The organism is Mycoplasmopsis sturni DSM 22021 (assembly GCF_000701485.1).
GTDB lineage: Bacteria > Bacillota_I > Bacilli_A > Mycoplasmatales > Metamycoplasmataceae > Mycoplasmopsis > Mycoplasmopsis sturni.
This window is the reverse complement of sequence record NZ_JNIZ01000003.1, coordinates 74,319-95,907: the sequence shown is the minus strand read 5'-3', so window position 1 is coordinate 95,907 and position 21,589 is coordinate 74,319. Positions and strand designations below refer to the sequence as shown.

Sequence of the window (21,589 nt, the reverse complement as noted above, 5' to 3'; positions counted from 1 at the left end):
ATGCTATGAAAAAAGATATTAAAGAAACTATTTTTAAAGAACTTAAAGGGTATACTAAAAAATCATTTGATGAAGAAACATTAATTTCTGATTTAGGGATAGATTCATTAGATTTTGCAGAATTAATTATTGATGCAGAAGAAACTTTTGAAGTTACTATCGATGATAACAAACTAAATGACGTAAAAACTGTAAGAGATGTCATTTTATTAATCGAGAATTCTAAAAATTAATGTATAATAAAAAGGCTTAGGAGTATAGTTCAACGGTAGAACAACGGGCTTCAACCCCGTGTGTTGTGGGTTCGAATCCTGCTACTCCTGCCATTTTTTTATGCCTTTTTTGATATAGTTTTGCTTTTTGCGATGCAAAAAGTTTATAATATAGACCATGAAAAAAGAGAAAAAAATAACTTTCATTGGCACAGGAGCATGAGCAAGTGCGCTGGCTAATGTTTTATCACATAATAATTATTCTGTAGTTATGTTTGGAATTGATCAAAATGAAATTAATGATATCAATTCAGGATATAACCGCAAATATTTTGGTAATCGACAATTTACAATTACCAAAAATATTCGTGCGACAAATAATCTTGAAGAAGCTCTCAAAGATACAAAAATAATAGTATTTGCAATTCCTTCAATTGCAATTCGTTCAGTAATTAAAGAAATAAATAAAGCTTTAAATTACAAAAAAGTAAGCGTTATTAATGTCTCAAAAGGTTTTGATGATGATAGTGGTGAATTTTTATCTAATTTAATTAAACGTAAAATGGGTAATCACATTAAAGAGTTTGCGACATTTACTGGTCCATCTTATGCTACGGAAGTTTTTAATGAGTCACTAACTTTAATTAATGTTTTTGCCTCAAGTAAAAAATATTCAGATGAATTAATAGAAATGTTTAATAATTCATATTTTAAATTAGTTCCTTTAGAAGATGAGCAAGGCGGCGAATTATTTGCTGCTTTAAAAAATGTTTTAGCAATTGCAGCCGGAATTATTTCTTTTCAATTTCCAGGAAAAAATGCAGAGTCAGCTTTTATTTCTTTAGGTATTAAAGAGATTTTAAAAATTCATGAACAAATTAATAGACCAAAAGATTTATTAATTGGTTATGAATTAGTAGGGATTGGTGACATTTTTTTAACTTGTTCTTCGACACAATCTAGAAACTTTTCATTTGGGCTTGCGGTAGCTGAATACGGACTTGAACTTGCAATTCAAAAAGAAAATAAGACCGTTGAAGGTCTTTCTACAGCTAAGACCTTAGCAAAAATTTTAGAAAAAAATAAGATTAAAGATATCCCTCTTTTTGAAAGTGTTATTCAAGTTCTTTTAGGGCAAAAAAATCCTTTAGAACTAACGGATTTTTTAAAAAAACAAAGCTAGTGAAAAAGCACATAAGGAAACATTTCCTTATTTTTTTTATTTTTTTTGAAAATTTTTAAAAAATTTTTCTCATTATTTTAAAAAAAACTAGCGATTTTTAATCTTTTTGCTAAAATTAATACTACTTTATATATAAAAGTAATAGAAGTTATTATAAAAAAGGAGAGTTATGAGTCAACAAAACTACAAAATTCGTAAGTTCGGACCTAAAACTGAACGTAGAGACTACTCTGTAACTAAAAAATCTTTACCAGTTGAAGATATCCTATCAACAAGTAAAGAAAGTTTTATGCATTTCATTACTAAAAGAATTCAAGAGCAACTTCTTGAAATCTATCCTATTGAAGCAGCCAATAAACAAGTATCTCTTGATTTTGTTCGTGGAACAGTTCGTTTAGAATTACCTTTTAAAAAGTCTACTTCAGAAAGTGAAGAGATAAAAAAATGTAAAGCTAAAGGAATTAACTTCTCTGTTAAAGTATATGCTACTTTAAAAAGAGAAATTACCGAAACAGGGGAAGTTAAAGCTGACGAAGTTTTAATTGGAGAAATTCCATATATGACTTCTGGAGGAAGTTTTATTATTAACGGTTCTGAAAAAGTTATCGTTTCTCAGTTAATTCGTTCACCAGGTGCATACTTTGGGATTAACGTACGTAACAAACAATCTGATGACCTTTTCAACAAAGTAGAAGTACTTCCTAGAATTGGGTCATGAATCGAAATCTCGCACAAAACAACTTCTTCAACACTTGATACTGTAAAAGTGAAAATTGATAAAAATAAAAACGTAAACCTTGGAACCTTCCTAGGATCATTTGGATTTACAAAAGAAGATATTAAGAAACTTTTTGGTAACTCAGAATTACTTGAAGAAACTTTAAGAAAAGATAAATTCATTACAAATGAAGAATTATCACATGACGAAATTATCGATTTATGTCAAGAAGAATTATTTAGAGTCTTAAGAAAAGGTGATCGTATTTCTGATGAATCTAAGAAAAGCCTTTTACCAGGAATTCTTTTTGACAAAAAACGTTACAATCTTTCAGTAACTGGACGTTTTACATTAAATAACAAACTTTCAGTAATAGATAGAATTACAAATACTTATCTTGCTCAAGATTTAAAAAACAAAGCAGGAGAATTACTTTATCCAAAATACACATTCATTAATATCAACATTGCAAAAGAAATTGCAAACGGATTTAAGCAAGGTACTATTGCGCTTGAATCAATTCCAGGAATTAATGTTGAGCATGTTTATCATAAATTAATTCAAAATAACAAAAATCTTTCAAAGCGTGCTAAAGTAGCTAAAATTAAAGTTTATCCAAACAAAAAATGAATGCAAGAAAAAGAAAACCAACCTGTTTTGGTTATTGGTAATGACCCAAGATCAACAGAACAACACTTATTAATTTCGGATATTGTTGCTGTAGTTAACTATTACTTCAACTTAATTGATGGAATTGGACAAGATGATGATCCAGATTCACTTACTAACAAACGTATTGTTAGTGTTGGTGAACTTCTTGAAGGACAAATGTCAATTGCTCTTTCAAAACTTGAAAAAACCACTCGTGAAAGAATGGGAGCTAAAGAACCAAGTAAAGTAACTGCAAAAAATGTAACTAACAATAAGTTACTTACTAACCAAATGAAGACATTCTTTAACCTTTCAAAACTTTCGCAATTTATGGATCAAATTAATCCTCTTTCTGAGGTATCTAACAAACGTCGTGTTACATCTCTTGGGCCTGGGGGACTTAACCGTGATACCGCGCAGTTTGAAGTTCGTGACGTTCACTCAACTCACTATGGAAGAATTTGTCCTATTGAAACTCCTGAGGGGCCAAACATTGGACTTATCTTAAACTATGCAACTTTTGCCAAAGTAAACGAACTAGGATTTTTACAAACTCCTTACTTTAAAGTTATTGATGGAAAAGTTCATTATGACGAAGTTGTTTATTTAACAGCTGCTGAAGAAATTGGATATTCTTTTGCTCAATCATCAGTTAGAGTCGATGAAAGCAATAACATTGTTTCGCCTACTTTAACAATTAGAAAAGACTATAACTATATTATTGGAACACCAAAAGATGTTGACTTTATCGAGGTTTCGTCTAAGCAAATTGTTTCGGTAGCTGCTGCTGCAATTCCTTTCCTTGAAAATGATGATGCTAACCGTGCACTTATGGGTTCTAACATGCAACGTCAAGCGGTTCCTCTTTTACAAGCTGAAGCTCCATTTGTCGCAACAGGAATTGAGGCAGACATTGCTAAATACTCTTCATACAATTTAACAGCTAAACATGCAGGAGTTGTTACTTTTGTTGATGGTGGAAGAATCCATATTAAAAATGAAAAAGGAGTAACTGATAAATACTTCTTAAGAAACTTTGAACGTTCAAACCAAGGAACAATTATTCAACAAAAACCTATTGTTGAAGTTGGTCAAGAAGTTGCTAAAGGCGACCTTTTAGTTGATGGTTCAAGTTTTAAAGATGGAGAGATGGCTCTTGGTAAAAACGTTCTTGTAGGATTTACCACATGAAACGGATATAACTTTGAGGATGCCGTTATTATTAATGAGCGTCTTGTTAAAGATGACGTCTTTACATCAATTCATATTGAAGAGCAAACTATTCAATTTAGATCATCAAAAGCAGGAGAAGATGAGTTAACTAGAGATAAAATTCCAAACGTTTCTAAACACTCAATTAGACACTTAGATGATCGTGGAATTGTACGTGTTGGTTCTGAAGTTGTTGCCGGGGATGTTCTTGTTGGTAGAATTTCTCCAAAAGGTGAAGAAAACCCTACCCAAGAAGAAAAACTTCTTTTAGCAATTCTTCAACAACGTCCACAAAACATTAAAGATACTTCGTTAAAAGTTAAAAATGGGCACAACGGAACTGTTATTCACGTAGAAATTCTTTCGCGTGATAAAGGTGACATGCTTGAAGATGGAATTGATAAAATTGTTAAAGTGTCAATTGCTCAAAAACGTAAAATAAAAGTAGGTGACAAGATGGCTGGTCGTCACGGAAACAAAGGGGTTATCTCAATTGTTCTTCCGGAAGAAGATATGCCATATCTTGAAGATGGTACACCACTTGATATTATGCTTAACCCACAAGGGGTTCCTTCACGTATGAACATTGGTCAAGTTCTTGAGCTTCACCTTGGAATGGCTGCACGTCAACTTGGTGTTAAATTTGTAACTCCTAGTTTTGATGGGGTTAAGAAAAACGATATCGAAGATGCTTTAGTTGAAGCAGGACTTGATAAGAGCGGAAAACAAACCTTAATCGATCCAATTACCGGTCGTAAATTTGATAAACCAATTTCAGTTGGTGTGATGTATATGCTTAAACTTAACCACATGGTTGATGACAAAATGCACGCACGTAGTGTTGGTCCATACTCATTGATTACCCAACAACCACTTGGAGGGAAATCTCAAAATGGGGGACAAAGATTCGGGGAAATGGAAACATGAGCGATTGAATCTTACGGGGCAACTAATGTGCTTCAAGAAATCCTTACATACAAATCTGACGATATTACCGGAAGAAATGCCCTTTATAGTGCATTAGTATCAAATAATAAAGAAATTCCAAGTCCTGGAATTCCTGAATCATTTAATGTTTTAAGTAATGAACTTAAAGGTCTTGGTATGAAGCTTGAACTTCAAGAACGTTCAATCCAAGATGAAGATGAAATCAACCAATATCTAGATGGAGGTGCCGAAAGTTATGAATAATATTTCTAAGAAAATAGAAAACAGACTTAATAAAATTACCCTTTCATTAGCAACCAATGAAGATATTTTAAGTTGATCAGAAGGGGAAGTTACTAAACCAGAAACTATCAACTATAAGTCATATAAACCAGAAAAAGACGGACTTTTTGATGAATTAATTTTCGGACCTGTAACTGACTATAAATGTCCAATTTGTGGAACAAAATACAAAAAAAGTGATGAAAACACAATCTGTACTAAAACTCCAGCTTGTGAAAAACATCAACCTAAAATTCTGCCAAAAATTACTCGTAGAACAAGAATGGGTCACATTAAATTGCACAACCCAGTAGTGCACTTTTGATTTTTCAAGATTGACCACTCAATTATTGCTAAGTTACTTGGATTAAGAGTTCATGACTCTTCAATGTCAGTGACTAAAGGTGATTTAGAAAACTTAATTTACTATAAATCACACATTGTTCTTGAAAGTGGTGATTTAAAATCACTTAAGAAAAATACTATTATTAATATTAATGATGCCGCAACTATCTATGAAGAGGCATTAATTGAACTTCAGGGAATGTATGAACCTGGAACTGATGAATATGAAGATATTACTACTTCACTTGAAGAACTTAGAACTTACGCTTCAAGTAAAATGGGTAAAGATTACGGAATTGACTTCTACGAATATAATGATGTCATTCATGAATTTTCTAATGCAAAAATCGGAACCGGTTCACAAGCGATAGAGTATTTACTTAAAAATATCGATCTTGAAGCTGAGGCGGCTCTTGTTCAAGAGAAAATTGATGCAATTAATGCTATTGATGAACTTAATAGCACTAACGTTCAAGACCGTTCAAAACTTTATAAACGTCTTAACATCATTAATTCATTTATTAAATCAGGACAAAAACCAACCGATATGTTAATTTATAACTTACCGGTTATTCCAGCAGATTTACGTCCACTTGTTCAATTGGATGGGGGAAGACACTCAACTAGTGATATTAACGAACTTTACCGTAGAATCATCATTAGAAATAATCGTTTAGCTAAGTGAAATGAATCGGATGCTCCTATGTTGATTAAGCAAAATGAGTACCGTATGATTCAAGAAGCTGTTGATGCTTTAATTGATAACTCAAGAAAAAAACCAACACCTGTTTCTTCAAAAGATGGACACCCTTTAAAATCTATTTCAGATGCTTTAACAGGGAAAAAAGGTCGTTTTAGACAAAACCTTCTTGGAAAACGTGTTGATTACTCAGGTCGTAGTGTTATTGTTGTAGGGCCGACTTTAAAAATGCATGAAGTTGGAATCCCTCGTGATATGGCCGCAAAATTATTTGAGCCTTGAATTATTAAAGAAATTATTAAATCTGAAGAAAACGTTAAAAACGTTAAAGCCGCTAAGAAGATGGTTGAAAGCTTAAATCCAGTCATTTGACCATATGTTGAAAAAGCAATTCAAGGAAGACCGGTTCTTTTAAACCGTGCTCCTACATTGCACCGTCTTTCGATTCAAGCTTTCCAACCGGTCTTAATTCGTGGAAAAGCAATTAAGCTACACCCATTAGTAACAACAGCCTTTAACGCCGACTTTGACGGGGACCAAATGGCTGTTCACGTACCAATTTCAGATGCTGCGGTTAGAGAAGCACAAGAATTAATGCTTGCTTCAAAAAATATTCTTGGACCAAAAGATGGGGAACCAATTATTAACCCTTCTCAAGATATGATTCTTGGACTTTATTATTTAACTATTGAAAAGGCAAATGCACAAGGTGAAGGTAATTACTACGCAACTTTTGATGACATGCTTGATGCTTACGAAAGAGGATTCATCACTTTACATACAAGAGTTGTTTTACCAACTAACGAGATTCAAAAAACTTCTATTACTAATTCAACAAACTCACCTTATCTTGTATCAACCGTTGGTAAATTTATTTTAAATAGAGCTTTCCCAAGTGATTTCGAATTTATCTTTGGTAAAAGAGTAACTACAACCGTTGAATTTGTCAATGGTGAAGAAAAAGTTAAGGAAACAGAAAAAATCCATACTTCAGAACGTGATGTTGAAAATTACACCTTACAATATGGACAAAACTTTAGAGAAGAAATCGCTAAAATGCCAGTTAATATCGCTTTAACAAAAAAAGATATTGCTAAAATTATCAGAAAAGTATACGAAAAATATGTTGCTATCGTAACAATGGAAGATATTGCTGGAATTATTAATACAATTAATCGCCACAATTACAAAAACAAATTTGATGAGTGTGCTTCATTAAAAGATTACAAAGGTGAAGATATTGCTCCAACACATGCTGCTTTAATTGAACGCTTTTTAATTGAAGAATTCCAAAACATTGATCATAAATATAGCAATGGAAGAGAAAATTATGAATGAACTATTGTTCAATTCACCGAATTACTTAATGTTGTGTGATTTAGATATTCAAACTACTTGGCTTCAATTTTAGACAACATCAAAGATTTAGGATTTAAATTCTCAACTATTTCAGGAACTACTATTTCAATGAATGACATTACCACTTTACCTACTACTGCAGAAAAAATCAAAGAAGGTGAAGAGTATGTCGAAAAACTTCAACAATTCTTTGCTAATGGATACTTAACCGATGATGAGCGTTATAACTTAACCATTCAAAAATGAACTAAAGTTAAAGATGCCATAGAAAAAGACCTTAAAGAAGTTACTAAGTCAGATATCAATAACCCATTATTTATGATGTTTACTTCTGGGGCTCGTGGGAATTCATCTAACTTTACACAGTTAGCTGGTATGCGTGGACTTATGAATAACAACACCAAAATTCTTAAAGCCGATGCAGAAAACGATCGTGTGGTTCGTAGTACTGTTGAAATTCCTGTTAAATCTTCATTCCTTGATGGTCTTACAGCTTATGAGTTTTATTCATCAACTCACGGGGCTCGTAAAGGGCTTACTGATACTGCGCTTAACACTGCTAAATCAGGATACTTAACTCGTCGTTTAGTTGATGTTGCACAAGGAATTGTTGTACGTGAAGAAGACTGTGGAAGTGACTTTGGATTTGTTGTTAAAGATATTAAAGATACAAAAACAGATACTATTATTGAATCACTTCAAGAAAGAATTGAAGGAAGATTTACTAATCGTCCAATTTTAGATGCAAATGGTGAAATTATTGTTGCTGAAAATACTTTAATTACACCTGCTTTAGCCGAAGAAATTGTTAATGTTCATAAAAAAGAAGAAGTTGAAATCCGTTCGGTATTATCATGTCATACAAGAAATGGTGTATGTAAAAGATGTTATGGTAAAGATCTTGCAACCAATAGAATTGTAAGTATTGGAGAAGCTGTCGGAGTTGTTGCCGCTCAATCAATTGGAGAACCTGGTACACAGCTTACCATGCGTACATTCCATACCGGAGGGGTTGCCGGAGTTGAGGATATTACAGGTGGATTTGGTCGTCTTATTGAGCTTATCGATGCTTATGATATGCCTTGAGGTCGTCCAGCTGTTATTTCAAAAGTATATGGAGTTGTAACTAACATTGCGCCTGCTAAAGATAGCAATGGAGCAATAAGCAATGATACTATTTTAATTGATGTGCAAACCACTGGAGCAAGAGGCGAAGTGAGAACTGAAACCCATCCGGTCAAAGTTGCTCAAAAACTCAGAGTCAAAGTTGGTGATAAAGTTAAACCTGGGGACAAACTTGTTGAAGGTCCAATTATCATTAATCAACTTCTTGAAACAGCAGATACTAGAGCTGTACAAAACTACTTATTAAAAGAAGTTCAAAGACTTTATCGTCTACAAGGGATTACCATTTCGGATAAATATATCGAAATTATTATCCGTCAAATGCTTTCAAAAATTGTTATTACTGACCCAGGAGATTCAAACTTCTTCACAGGAAGTTTAGTTGATGTCTTTGTCTACCAAAGAGAAAACGGACGTTTAATTTCAGAAGGTAAAAAACCTGCTTTTGGTGAGGTTAAAATCAAAGGAGCAAAACAAACGCCGCTTCTTAGTGACTCGTTCCTTGCTGCTGCTTCATATCAAGAAACAGCTAAAATTCTTGTTAATGCATCAATCTCAAACCGTGTGGATAACTTAGAAGGACTTAAAGAAAACATTATTTTAGGATACAAAATTCCAGCCGGAACTAACTCTAATTTTGAACCTAAATCAAAATATGATATTCGTGATCCAAGAAGTTACTTTGCCGGAAAACTTGAAGAACCACTTGAAGATTCTTCAAACAAAATTGCTTATGATGTAGAACAAGAGTTCAATGATATTAATATCTATGAAACTCTTGAACTCGTTTCAGACGAACAAGACGAAAATGACTTTGATTACAACTACGGAATTGAAGAATAATAATAAATACTTCGCATTAAGCGAAGTATTTTTATTTTTCTAAAAAAGTTTATAATCATATCATGAACTTGAGCAAAATTTTTAACCTTCAAAAAGATCTGGACCAAAAAATTTATGAAAAATCAATTAAATTAGACAAAAATCTCACCCAAGAAGAATTAAACAGAAGTGGAACAATCGCACTTATGGTTGAAGCAAGCGAATTTGCTAATGAAGTGCAAAGTTTTAAATATTGAAAACAAAATAAGCAAATTGATAGAGATAAGGTATTAGAAGAATTTGCTGATCTAATTCATTTTTTAGTGTCTTTTTCAAACAAGCATAATTTGGATCCAGAAATTAATTCTAAAATCGTTTCAGATGATTTAAATATACAATTTCAAGCATTATTTATTAGTATCGGTAATGTTATGAAAGAAATTAATGCTCAAACTATTTTAGAAACCTTTGAACTTGCAATTGGCATTTTTGAATTGCTTGGGTTTACATATGAAGAATTATTGCAATGATATTTAATCAAAAACCAAAAAAACTACCAAAGAATTGAAAATAATTATTAAAACTAGTTTTTCTGTTGTTAAATTTGTTTTTATCTTTAGGATAACTTTTGAGTTTTATAAAAATTAGTATAATTATATTAATATTAATTATCTAATATGCCCAAGTGGTGAAATGGTAGACGCTGCGGACTCAAAATCCGCTGGAGAAATCCGTGCAGGTTCAAGTCCTGTCTTGGGCACCATATGTTTTTAAAAAACACCAACGCATCTATATGCGTTTTTATTTTAGGAGATAAGCTATGGATAAAAAATACGAAAAATTATTTGACAGACTCAATACTTACATGGGCATTGAAGCAATGTCTCGTTATGAAGAACCAGTGGTTGAAGAGCTTAAAAAGTCAATTCAAGGTTTTGAAGTTTCACGTGATCGTTTTGGGTCAGTTATTTTCTTTAAAAAATCAAAACAAGCTAACGCCCCAAAAGTCATGTTAGCTGCTCATATGGACGAAGTAGGTTATATTGTTAGAAGCATTGAAGATAATGGTAACTTACTTGTTTCAACAGTTGGTGGTGTATGACCAAGTGCAGTGATTGGAACTAAAGCAACGGTAGTTGTTAATTCAAATGGCAAAAAATTCACCGGAGTTTTTGGACACACTTCAATTCATATTTTAGAAAATGAAAAAGTAAAACAAGCAATGACTGAAAAAGAACTTTTTGTTGATTGTGGTTTTATGAGTAAACAAGAAGCCCTTGATCAAGGTCTTGATGTTGGAGATAGAATTTACATTTCAGGAGAAACAGTTGAATTAGAAAATAACCTTGTTGGTGGAAAAGCTATGGATAACCGTGCTGGTGTTGTTTCTATTGAATTTATCGCAAATGCCGTTAAAGACTTAGAATTAGGTTGCGATTTATATATTGTTGGAACCGTTCAAGAAGAAGTTGGTCTTAGAGGAGCAAAAACCTCAGTGAGTTTAATTAATCCAGATGTAGCTTTTGCGGTTGATACCGGAGCTTCACACGATACAACCGGAGCAATCAAAGCGGTTCCATGTCTTGGTAAAGGAGTCAACTTACTTGTAAAAGATGGCGGAACTTTATCTGACCCTTTTATTTTAAAAATGTTAATGGAACTTTCAAAAACTCATAACATTCCAGCTTATAAGTATGTAGCAATGGGCGGCGGAACAGATGCTAGTGTTCTTCAATACGGAGTTGGAGGAACTAAAACAGTATCGATTTCAATTCCTCAAAGATATTTACATAGTCCAATTGGTGTAGCTTCGCTTGTTGATATTCAAGCTACTATTGATTTAATGGTTGAATTTATTAAGTCATATGACAAAGCAAAACACGAAGAACTTTCATATAAATAAAATAACGCAATTATTTGCATCAAGCTATGATTCGGCAGAATCATTAATGCATTATGGTGATGCAACCTTAAATGTAGGTCTTTTGCAAGCAGAACGAGCAATTATTTCTAAGTGTTTTAAGAATTTAAAAGACCTTAAAGTTGCAGATATTGGTTGTGGTACAGGTCGCTTTATTTTAAATTGAGCACTTGAGCATCCAAACTCTCAAATTGATGGATTTGACATTAGTTCAAATTCTATTGACTTAATTTATCAATTTTTAAAGATGGATAAATTCAAGCAGGTTTATGATCAAGTTAAATTATATTGTTGCGATATTACCAAGTATAACTTTACTGAAGAACAAAAATATGATTTAATCTTCTTTTCTTTTAATACACTCATGTGTATTCCTGGACATGATAATAAAATAAAAACACTCCAAAAAGCTTTTGCGCAATTAAATCCTCAAGGATGATTAATTTTCACCGCTGATGAGGTTAATAATAATTCTCAAAAACAAGCCTATATTGCAGAAAACGCAAAAAAACTAAGTCAAGACAATCCTTATAATTTTCGCAATGAAGACATTGTTTATTCTATGGGCAAAGGGCAAGGGATTTTGTGTTTTTATAATAAAGATGATATTTTTAAGTTGGTCCAAGAAGCAAATTTACCTCAACCTACTTATGCCATAACTCGTGATGTTCTTGCGTCTAACGAAAGCGAAGAAGCTCTACGTTTTAGTGATAATGCTTATTATTATGCAATTGAAAAAACGCTAGAAAAATTCTAGCGTTTTTCTATGCCTTCTTTCTGGCATTCACTATGATCAATATGTTGATATAATTCTTTCCAGTCGTCAATGAGTTTTATAGCTTGTTCTAATTTTTCTCTAAGGTGACTATCTTGCATCAAAATTAATTCAAAAAGTAAGTCAGCAATTAAAAGCTGAGATAATTTTGATGATAAAGGGATATTAATGTTGCTTGAAAAGATTTTTTCATAGCTGATGATAATATCGTTTTTGTTAAATAAAATTGAGTGTTTTACTGAGGTGATAATAATCATTGGCACATTGTTTTTGCGGCATTGATTAATTGTAAAACGCGCTTCCGGATTATTCAAGTTTTCAGAAAACAAAATAAAACAATCTTCGTGATTAGCGTTTGATAAAACCGGCAAAAAGACGTGAAAGTCATTATGGGCAATTACATTTTTGGAAATTTTTAGCAAATTTGAAACTAAAGTTTCGGCCATTCTTTTTGAACTACCGGAACCTTGTACTAAAACAGCTTTGGAATTAATGATTAATTTAGCTGCTTTTTCAATATTTCAAGTACTTTGTTGTGTGTATATGTTGTCTACGACAAATTTATTTCCAGCGACAATTGTATCGATGTTATTGAATTGATTTGTAGAAATTGGATATTTATCTTTGAAGTATTGCAAATTTTTGTTTACTAAAATAATTAAGTCTTTATAGGAATTGCATTTATATTTTTTAGCAAAACGTGAAATTGTTGAAATGGATACTTTTGTATGATCAGAGAGTTCTTGAATTCCGACGTTAAATGATTCGCCTTTAAATTGATTTATATAGTCTAAAATAATGTAATCCCTGTTTGAAAGACCGGAAATATTTTCTAATAAAGGTTTGTGAATTTTTTGTTTTGTCATTTAAATCCCTTTTTGTATGAAAAATTTTCACATTTAATTTGTTTGTCTCATTAATTATAAAAAAAATTTTCATTTAATTTCGCATTTTTTCCCTAAAAAAATCGATTTTGAAGTTTAGCATGAAAATTTTTTTCAAAATTATGACTTTTTTGTGCAAAAACAAGCCATTTAAGGGTGATAATTTTAATGAGAAATAAATTACTTTCTCTATATATTAAAAAATGGAGGGTCTATGAAAAAATTTGCTAGAACTGTTTTAGGAGATATTCCTGTAGAAAAATTAGGAGTGACTGATTGTCACGACCACTTTATTAAAAATGGTGGTCCTGAGGTTGAAGAACACATTGACTTTTTAATGCTTAACGTTGTTGCTTCAATCGCTGAATTTAAAGAATTTATAAATAGAGGAGGATCAACTATTGTTACAATGGATCCACCTAATGTTGGGCGTGATGTACACCGTACATTAGAAATTGCTAATGCTGTAGCGCCACTTGGTGGAAATGTTATTATGTCAACAGGGTTCCACAAAGCTAAATTCTATGATAAATGAAGTTCATGATTAGCTGTAGTTCCTACAGAAGACATTGTAAAAATGTGTGTAGCTGAAATTGAAGAAGGAATGGATGAGTACAATTACAGTGGTCCAGTTGTTAAACGCTCAAAAGCAAAAGCTGGAATCATCAAAGCTGGTACCGGTTATGCTGCCATTGATCGTTTAGAACTTAAAGCACTTGAGGTTGCTGCTCGTACATCAATTCAAACCGGATGTCCAATTCTTGTGCACACGCAACTTGGAACAATGGCTCTTGAAGTTGCACGACACTTGATTGATTTTGGTGCAAACCCTGATAAAATTCAAATTTCACACTTAAATAAAAACCCAGATAAATACTACTACGAAAAAATTATTAAAGAAACCGGAGTCAACCTTTGTTTTGATGGTCCAGACCGTGTTAAATATTACCCAGATTCAACACTTGCTGAAAATATTAAATACTTAGTTGACCAAGGTCTTCAAAAACACATCACATTATCATTAGATGCTGGTAGAATTCTTTATCAAAGAAACTACGGAATTACAAAAGGTAAAGAAACATTTGGGCTTGCTTACCTATTTGATCGTTTCATTCCATTAATGAAACAACTTGGTGTTAAAGATGACGCTATTGAAGATATGCTCATTAACAACCCAAGAAGAATTCTTGCTTTTGATGAACCTCGTGTTTATGATGAAAGCAAAGTGTCTTCTGAATTAAAAGAACTTAAAAAAGCTCTTAAATTAGACTAATTAAAACCTTATAAAAAACTTAATTAATCAATTTTGCATTTGCAAATCAAAGGATTATTATGAATATTAAAAAATTCAATTATAGACCTTTGATCGCATTAGCGGTTGTTATTGTTGTTTTAATTGCAACAATCGGTATTACTCTAGGAGTTAGGGTAGGATACTACCGGGATGATTGAAATAAAGCATTTCAATTCCTTATTTCAACAGTTCTTGTTAAAAACTTCTTTGGTTCTGCAACAATCCTAATTGGGTCGATCGTCTTTGCAGGATACATCATTCTTGGTCGAACAGTCACGGATTCATTCCTTGGTATGATTAAGGCTATGATTGGTGTAATTATGCTCAAAATTGGTTCTGGTGTTCTAGTTGGAATGGCTAAACCAATTTTTGAAAATATTAAAAACTTTGGTGCACAAGTTGTTCCACTAGACCCTTATTTCGTATGAAATGACTCTGCTGAATTTTTGAAAAACTTAAATGCAGGGTACGAAGCATGAATTTCATATGCTCTTATTTTAGGGTTTGTAATTAACATTTTTATGGTTATCTTCCGTAAATGAACAAATGCACACTCAATTATGCTAACAGGTCACGTTATGTTCCAACAATCAGCAGTTGTTGTACCTGTTACATATTTCTTAATTTTCCATAATCCAGCTAGTGAAGCTTCAATTGGTGCTATTATTGGAACAATTCTTATTAGTTCATTAGTATTAGGTCTTTACTGATCTATTGCATCAACAGCTACAATTAAAGGTACAGATGCTGTTACAGGAAATGCCGGATTTGCTGTTGGACACCAACAAATGCTTGGGCTTTCAATTGCATATGGAATTGGGAAATTCTTTGGAAATAAAGAAGATTCAGCAGAAGATAAAAAATTAAGTAATAAAATCAAAATTTTTGAGGATAACATCTTCACACAAACATTACTTATTTTCTTCTTATTCTTTATTCTTATTTTAATTATTCAATTTGCTCCTCATGGTGAAAATGTTAAAAACTTTGCTGAAGCAGGCGGAGTAGTATCAAAAGTATATTCAGGTTGAAATGTTGATGCTCAATTCTGAGGAATCAATGTTATTTTGGGCGCAATGAAAATTGTAGCTTCAATTCTTGTGCTTCAAGCTGGAGTTAGAATGTTCGTTACTGAATTGCAACAATCATTCCAAGGTATTGCTGATAAAGTTATTCCAGGTGGTGTTATTGCTGTCGATGTAGCTGCTACATATGGATTTGCTATGAACTCAGTAACTTATGGATTTGCAGCCGGAACAATTGCTCAATTTATTGCTGTTGGTGTTTTAATCGGATTATCAAAAGCAACAAATGGAGCTATCCCTATTGCTATTCCATTATTTATCACATTATTCTTTAACTCAGGTTCAATTGGAGTATTTGCTAATGCTTCAGGAGGATACAAAGCTTCTATCATTGTTCCTGCGATCTTTGGATTCATTGAAGTTATTGTTGTTGCCTTAGGAATCTTTGCGTTAGGAAAATACCAATTACAATTAGGTTCATTAACAAGACCATTCCAAAACGGATTCCTTGGAATGTTTGACTGAAACTTCTTCTTTGGAATCACCTTACTTGTAGGTTCATGAAACCCTGTTCTTGCTGGTATAGTAATTGGTGCAGGATTACCAATTGCATTAATTGTTCTTTCGCAATTAATTGATTCAAATCGTCAAACAAAAGCTACAGCACTTCAAAGATTATTTAAAATTAAACCTAACTTAATGGAAACCCACTAAGATGGTTATAAAATTAATCGGCTCTTCTTGGGTGCGGTTAATTTTATTTTTATATTAAACTATATAATTTATTTGAAACTATATATTTTTAAAAAAGGAGATATTTATGAAAGTATTATGTTTATGTGGAAGTGGAATGGGAACTTCAATGATTATTAAATTAAAAGTTAACCAAGCCATGAAAGAGTTAGGTATTAATGGTTCGGTTGAAGCATTAGGACTAGGGCAAGGAAAAAGTGTTGTTCCTAATTTTGATGTGGTTTTATGTACGCAAAATTTTGTATCAGAAATTAAAAACCCAACCACACTTGTTTACGGACTTAAAAACGTTATGGATGTAAACGAAATCAAAGCAGCGCTTGCTGATGCAAAAGAAAAAGGAAAATAAGAATGAGTCAAAAACTTAATTTATTAGATAGCTTAATTAAGGATAAAGCCATTCTGGTTCATCAAGAAGCTAAAACATGACAAGAAGCTGTAAAAATTTCAACTCAACCTCTTGTTACAGCCAAAATTATTAACGATAAATATTACCAAGATATTATAGAATCTACAGCAAAGCATGGTCCATACTATGTTATTATGCCAGGGCTTGCAATGCCGCATGCATCAGCTACAGAAGACTCTGTTTTTGGTAATGGATTTTCTCTTATTACACTTAAAGAACCGGTTGTTTTTGAAAACGGATTTGAAGTAAGTGTTTTAATTTGTATTGCTGCTATTGATGGAGAAACTCATACACAAGTAGCTATACCTCAAATTGTTGCAGTTTTTGAAGATCCAGAAAACATTACAAAAATTGCTCAAATGAATTCAAAAGAAGAAATTATTGAATTTATTAGATCAATTGATTACGCAAAATATCTTGTTTAAAAGCGTTATAAGTTTATAAAAATAAATAGAATTGAAAGGAAATCATGAGTAGACCTTTATTACAAATTGCTCTTGATAATTTAACAATTGCTGATGCAATTGCTGCAGCTAAAAAAGTAGAAAAATATATTGATGTTATTGAAGTAGGAACTATTTTGATTGCTTCAGAAGGACAAAAAGCTATATCAGAACTTAAAAAAGCTTTTCCGGATAAAATTATAGTCGCAGACGGTAAAATCGCAGATGCCGGGAAAATCTTTGGAAAAATGTTTTTTGGAAACGGAGCCGATTACACAACATGTATTTGTGCAGCTGAGGTTCCAACTATTTTAGAAACAATGAAAATTGGAAAAGAATATAACCCAAATAACGAAGTACAAATTGAATTAACCTCAAACTTTACATGAGACCAAGTTGAAGCTTGACGTGAAGCAGGGGTGCCTCAAGTTGTTTGACACCGTTGTAGAGATAGCCAAGCAAATGGTGTAAAATGAGGGGAAAAAGATATTAACGGAGTAAAACGTCTTTCTGATATGGGATTCAAAGTTACCGTAACAGGTGGAGTTGCCCTTGAAGATATCAAATTATTTAAAGACATCCCAATTTATATTTTTATTGCAGGAAGAAGTTTAAGAGATGCTGAAAATCCAGAATTAGCTGCTAAAGCATTTAAGGATGAATTTGCCAAATATTGAGACTAAAAACCGCTTGTTAGGTATTTACGAAAAGGCAATGAATAATAAATTTTCACTAGAAGAAAAAATTCTCATTGCTAAACAAGCTGGTTTTGATTTTATGGAATTTTCAGTAGATGAAACACCTGAACGTCTTGCAAGATTAGATTGAACTGATAAAGAAATAGCAGATGCACAAAATCTATTAGTCAAACACGAATTTAACTTTAATAGCATGACGCTTTCAGGTCATCGTAAGTTTCCTTTCGGTTCACATGATCCAGAAGTTCGAAAAAAAGCAATGGAAATCATGGAAAAAGCAATTATTCTTGCCAAAAAATTAGGAATTCGAACAGTGCAATTAGCTGGATATGATGTTTATTATGAACAAAGTGATGAACAAACACAAGCTTTCTTTTTAGAAGGAATAAAAAAAGCCGTTCACTTAGCATCTAAATATTCAGTGATGCTTGCTTTTGAGATTATGGATACACAATTTATGGGAACTAATTCTCGGGCACTTAATTGAGTTAACAAGGTAAATAGTCCATATTTAGGTATTTATCCTGATCTTGGCAATATTTATCAATGAGCTAAAAGAGAAGATTTGTTCAATGAATTTGAACTTAGCGCACATAAATTAATTGCTTTTCATTTTAAAGATACTATTCCAGGTAAGTTTAGAGACATTCCATTTGGTGAAGGAACAGTTGATTTAACTTATATGTTAAAGATTCTAAAAAACCTTAAACTTAATCAACCAATTATGATTGAAATGTGATCAAAAAATGATCCAAATGAAACTAAAGAAGAAGCTCTTGCATATATTGTGTCAGCTAAAAAATATTACCAAGAGTGTTGAGACAAATTAGGGGGCGATAATTAATGAATAAAGAATTTATCATTCCAGAAAGTTACAAGGAAGAGCTTGCTCAATTAAAACAAGAAGTGTATGAAGCTAATATGCTTCTTGTAAAATATGGTTTAGTTATTCATACATGAGGAAATGTATCTGGGATTACAAAAGATCGTAAATTTATGGTTATCAAACCTTCAGGTGTTTCGTATGATTCCTTAAAACCTGAAGATTTAGTAGTTACAGATTTAGATAATAACATTTATGAAAGTAAATACAATCCTTCTGTAGATACGCCTACACACACACTTTTATATAAGAAAAACCCTGAAATGAAAGGGATTGTTCACACACATAGTGTTCATGCAGTTGGTTTTGCGCAAGCCGGAGAAGATATTCCATGCTACGGAACTACACATGCTGATAATTTTTATGGTCCAATTCCATGTGCTCGTTCATTAACTGCTGATGAAATTAATGGTCAATATGAACACAATACCGGTTTAGTTATTTTAGAAACATTTGCACAACGCAATTTAGATTTTAAGGCTACACCAGGAACATTAGTTAAAGAACATGGCCCATTTGCTTGAAGCTTCAAAAGTCCTAAAGATGCAGTTGATATGGCTTTAACAATGGAAACCATTGCTAAAATGGCTATTAATACAGTTATTATTGCTAATAATAAATCACACCAAGCACAAGATGCCTTAATTGAACGTCATTACCAAAGAAAACACGGAAAAAACGCAACTTATGGCCAAAAATCTTAAATTATTTGATCAATTTATTTTTGATATGGATGGAACCTTGTTAAATGATAATAAGCAAATTTCACAAGTTAATCTTGATGCTTTACATTTTCTTATTCAAAATAACAAACAAGTTATTATAGCCACTGGTCGTCCATATTATATGAATGTTGAATATTACACACAAATTGGAATAAAAGGTCCAATTATTGGAATTAATGGTTCAATTATTGTTGATGATTATACAAAAGAAAAACCTCAAGAAACCATTTTGGGTTCGCTAGAAACATCAGTAGTAGAAAGTATTACAAAATATCTTGAAGAGCATCAAATTGATTATTTAGCTTACGATACACAAACAATGTTTGGTCAAAATTTTAATAATCCTACTTGATTTATGAAACGAATTTATCCTAAAGTAGAATCAAGTAACCCATATCGTTGAAACTATCAAGAACAAAAAGTATCAGAAATTGCTAAAGAATATCACTTTTTGAAACTCTTAATACTAAGAGAAAAAGTTCAAGACAAGATAGCTCAATTAGAAGAATTTCTTAAACAATTTCCTGGAATTTATACTATTGCATCTCAACATGATGTTTTAGATATTATGCCTATTGGAGTTGACAAAGGCAAAGCTATTGAAAAACTTAGTTCACTTTATCATTTTGATTTATCGAGAATAGTTGCCTTAGGGGATGCTCTCAATGACGTTACAATGCTTAAAACTGTAGGGTATGGAGTAGCAATGGGGAATGCAACTGAAGCCACCAAAAAAGTTGCAAAAGAAATTACTAATACTAATAATTTAGACGGAGTTGCTGAATTTATCTTTAAACTTACCGAAAGTACTTATGCAGGTAATAAAATAAAATCTGCCAGAATTAATCATGTAGATGGTAAATGATGATATCAGCCAAGCATTGTCACTTTATCATTATCTAAATGAGCTTATAGACCTTTTAAAAACTATGCTGATCTTGTAGTATCTCATCAATGAGACCACCAACCTAAATATTACTCAATTAATGGAGATCCTACTTTCTCGGTGTTTAATGAAATTCAAAAATATTACAATTCAAATATACGCTTAAATTTTCAAAATATTAATCAAGAAAAAACTTATTATTTTACTCTTTCAAAACGAAACAACTTATATCTAGCCTTGGATGCTAAATCTTTAAAACTCATTAGCAAAGGAAAACAATTTGGATTTTCAGAGAGTCATTTTATTCAACTAATTGAACAATATAAAGAAAAAATGCAACTACAAAAAATGGATTGAAATATTAATTCTAACTTGGGGTACTTATTAACATGAAGAAACCAAGAGTTTAATATTCAAATTATTAGTAAAGAATGAATTGAATCAAAACTTAATGATTAAAAAACAACCCAATTAAAATGGGCTGTTTTTTTTTTTTTTTTTGAATTTAGTGAGCTTTTTGTAATTTATCTAGAATTTTTAATAAAGTTTCACCAATAGCATTTGTCTCGTGGTTACCTATAATGCGATCTGCAGCTTCTTTTGCTTCTTGTGTTCCATTTTCCATGCAAATCCCAATTCCACAGCAAGATAACATCTCGATATCATTTCCGCTATCTCCGAAGCAAATCATGTCATCTTCTTCGATTTTTAATGTTTTTCCAAGTTCAAGTAGCCCGCCAAATTTTGAGGCCCCCTTAGGATTAACGTCAGTATAAATAGAATTTGTTAAATAGACTTCGCATTGACTTTGATCTACACATGAACGAACTTCTTCTGTAATTTTTTTAGCCAATTCTAATGGGTTTCTTAGTGCGATTTGTGTAATTTTGCTTTTAGGGTCATGAATAATTTCTTCTAGCTTTTGGTAAGTTGAACGATTTAATATATTCATATCCATTATTTGTGTTTTTGCCATTCATTGAGGGAATTCATCATTTGATAAAACCGTTCCATTAAATTTGTCAGTATCTAATGTTAAAATTAAATCGTATTTTAAGGCAATTTTTTTAATCACATCAAAATTTTTAGGATCCAAGGTTTTTAATACAGTTGTTTTTTTGTTTTTTGTATCATAAAATAATGTTCCATTTGAACAAACACAATAATCAATGTGTTCAAGAGTTTTATTTTCAAGCAATGGTAAGATTTTATGAAGTCCTCTACCGGTCGCAATAACGTTTAAATGCCCTCTTTTTTGGACTTCTAACATTGCGTTTTTGTTAAATTGTGCTACAGTATTATTTTTCTTGAGAAGTGTGCCATCTAGGTCGTAAGCAAAAATTTTTTGTTTCATGCC

At 32.0% G+C, this 21,589-nt stretch carries 17 protein-coding genes and 2 tRNA genes; 17 read left to right on the top strand and 2 right to left on the bottom strand.

The genetic code is table 4. The features are described from left to right. Window positions 1-5 precede the first annotated feature (5 nt). From Q349_RS00520 to Q349_RS00480, 9 genes are all read left to right on the top strand, one after another. Window positions 6-233, top strand: coding sequence for an acyl carrier protein (locus tag Q349_RS00520; protein ID WP_084270831.1), 228 nt, complete (start codon window positions 6-8; stop codon window positions 231-233). A gap of 18 nt (window positions 234-251) precedes the next feature. Further along, window positions 252-326, top strand: a tRNA-Trp gene (locus Q349_RS00515). A gap of 64 nt (window positions 327-390) precedes the next feature. Beyond that, entirely contained in the window at window positions 391-1,395 is a 1,005-nt protein-coding gene (locus Q349_RS00510; RefSeq protein WP_036463740.1) for an NAD(P)H-dependent glycerol-3-phosphate dehydrogenase, read from the top strand. Window positions 1,396-1,564: 169 nt separating this feature from the next. Continuing rightward, window positions 1,565-5,167 (top strand): DNA-directed RNA polymerase subunit beta, encoded by a 3,603-nt coding sequence (gene rpoB, locus Q349_RS00505; protein WP_036463738.1) that lies wholly within the window; start codon window positions 1,565-1,567, stop codon window positions 5,165-5,167. Next, a complete protein-coding gene (locus Q349_RS00500) occupies window positions 5,160-9,557 on the top strand; it encodes a DNA-directed RNA polymerase subunit beta' (protein WP_036463735.1) in 4,398 nt (1,465 codons plus the stop codon). The genes rpoB and Q349_RS00500 overlap by 8 nt, the downstream gene beginning before the upstream one ends. A gap of 62 nt (window positions 9,558-9,619) precedes the next feature. Further along, window positions 9,620-10,117: a dUTP diphosphatase gene (locus Q349_RS00495; RefSeq protein WP_036463732.1), complete on the top strand. Its 498-nt coding sequence runs from the start codon at window positions 9,620-9,622 to the stop codon at window positions 10,115-10,117. 98 nt (window positions 10,118-10,215) lie between these two features. Then, window positions 10,216-10,299 (top strand) — tRNA-Leu (locus Q349_RS00490). Window positions 10,300-10,356: 57 nt separating this feature from the next. Continuing rightward, window positions 10,357-11,439 (top strand): zinc-binding metallopeptidase family protein, encoded by a 1,083-nt coding sequence (locus Q349_RS00485; protein WP_036463730.1) that lies wholly within the window; start codon window positions 10,357-10,359, stop codon window positions 11,437-11,439. Further along, window positions 11,402-12,214 carry a class I SAM-dependent methyltransferase gene (locus tag Q349_RS00480; RefSeq protein WP_036463728.1) on the top strand — a complete coding sequence of 271 codons (813 nt, stop codon included), beginning with the start codon at window positions 11,402-11,404 and terminating at the stop codon, window positions 12,212-12,214. The genes Q349_RS00485 and Q349_RS00480 overlap by 38 nt, the downstream gene beginning before the upstream one ends. Here Q349_RS00480 and Q349_RS00475 read toward each other — a convergent pair. Next, window positions 12,211-13,098 carry a MurR/RpiR family transcriptional regulator gene (locus Q349_RS00475; protein WP_051616712.1) on the bottom strand — a complete coding sequence of 296 codons (888 nt, stop codon included), beginning with the start codon at window positions 13,096-13,098 and terminating at the stop codon, window positions 12,211-12,213. The genes Q349_RS00480 and Q349_RS00475 overlap by 4 nt on opposite strands. Window positions 13,099-13,330: 232 nt before the next feature. Here Q349_RS00475 and Q349_RS00470 point away from each other — a divergent pair, with 232 nt between their 5' ends. The 8 genes from Q349_RS00470 to Q349_RS00435 all read left to right on the top strand — a co-directional run bounded on the left by Q349_RS00470 (window position 13,331) and on the right by Q349_RS00435 (window position 20,691). Continuing rightward, entirely contained in the window at window positions 13,331-14,389 is a 1,059-nt protein-coding gene (locus Q349_RS00470; protein WP_036463726.1) for a phospho-furanose lactonase, read from the top strand. Between the two features lie 59 nt (window positions 14,390-14,448). Beyond that, a complete protein-coding gene (locus Q349_RS00465; RefSeq protein ID WP_036463724.1) occupies window positions 14,449-16,149 on the top strand; it encodes a PTS ascorbate transporter subunit IIC in 1,701 nt (566 codons plus the stop codon). Window positions 16,150-16,255: 106 nt separating this feature from the next. Continuing rightward, complete coding sequence (locus Q349_RS00460; RefSeq protein ID WP_036463723.1) at window positions 16,256-16,537, top strand: PTS sugar transporter subunit IIB; 282 nt, start codon at window positions 16,256-16,258, stop codon at window positions 16,535-16,537. Window positions 16,538-16,539: 2 nt separating this feature from the next. Further along, window positions 16,540-17,022, top strand: a complete 483-nt coding sequence (locus Q349_RS00455) for a PTS sugar transporter subunit IIA (protein ID WP_036463722.1) — start codon at window positions 16,540-16,542, stop codon at window positions 17,020-17,022. A gap of 44 nt (window positions 17,023-17,066) precedes the next feature. Continuing rightward, window positions 17,067-17,723 carry a 3-keto-L-gulonate-6-phosphate decarboxylase UlaD gene (locus Q349_RS00450; protein ID WP_036463719.1) on the top strand — a complete coding sequence of 219 codons (657 nt, stop codon included), beginning with the start codon at window positions 17,067-17,069 and terminating at the stop codon, window positions 17,721-17,723. Next, window positions 17,698-18,582 (top strand): L-ribulose-5-phosphate 3-epimerase, encoded by an 885-nt coding sequence (locus Q349_RS00445; RefSeq protein ID WP_036463716.1) that lies wholly within the window; start codon window positions 17,698-17,700, stop codon window positions 18,580-18,582. Before Q349_RS00450 ends, Q349_RS00445 begins: the two co-directional genes overlap by 26 nt. Continuing rightward, window positions 18,582-19,325, top strand: coding sequence for an L-ribulose-5-phosphate 4-epimerase (locus Q349_RS00440; RefSeq protein WP_036463714.1), 744 nt, complete (start codon window positions 18,582-18,584; stop codon window positions 19,323-19,325). Before Q349_RS00445 ends, Q349_RS00440 begins: the two co-directional genes overlap by 1 nt. Next, a complete protein-coding gene (locus tag Q349_RS00435; protein ID WP_036463711.1) occupies window positions 19,309-20,691 on the top strand; it encodes a Cof-type HAD-IIB family hydrolase in 1,383 nt (460 codons plus the stop codon). Before Q349_RS00440 ends, Q349_RS00435 begins: the two co-directional genes overlap by 17 nt. A gap of 46 nt (window positions 20,692-20,737) precedes the next feature. Here the strand turns inward: Q349_RS00435 and Q349_RS00430 are convergent, their stop codons facing one another. Beyond that, entirely contained in the window at window positions 20,738-21,586 is an 849-nt protein-coding gene (locus Q349_RS00430) for an HAD family hydrolase (RefSeq protein WP_036463708.1), read from the bottom strand. Window positions 21,587-21,589 lie beyond the last annotated feature (3 nt).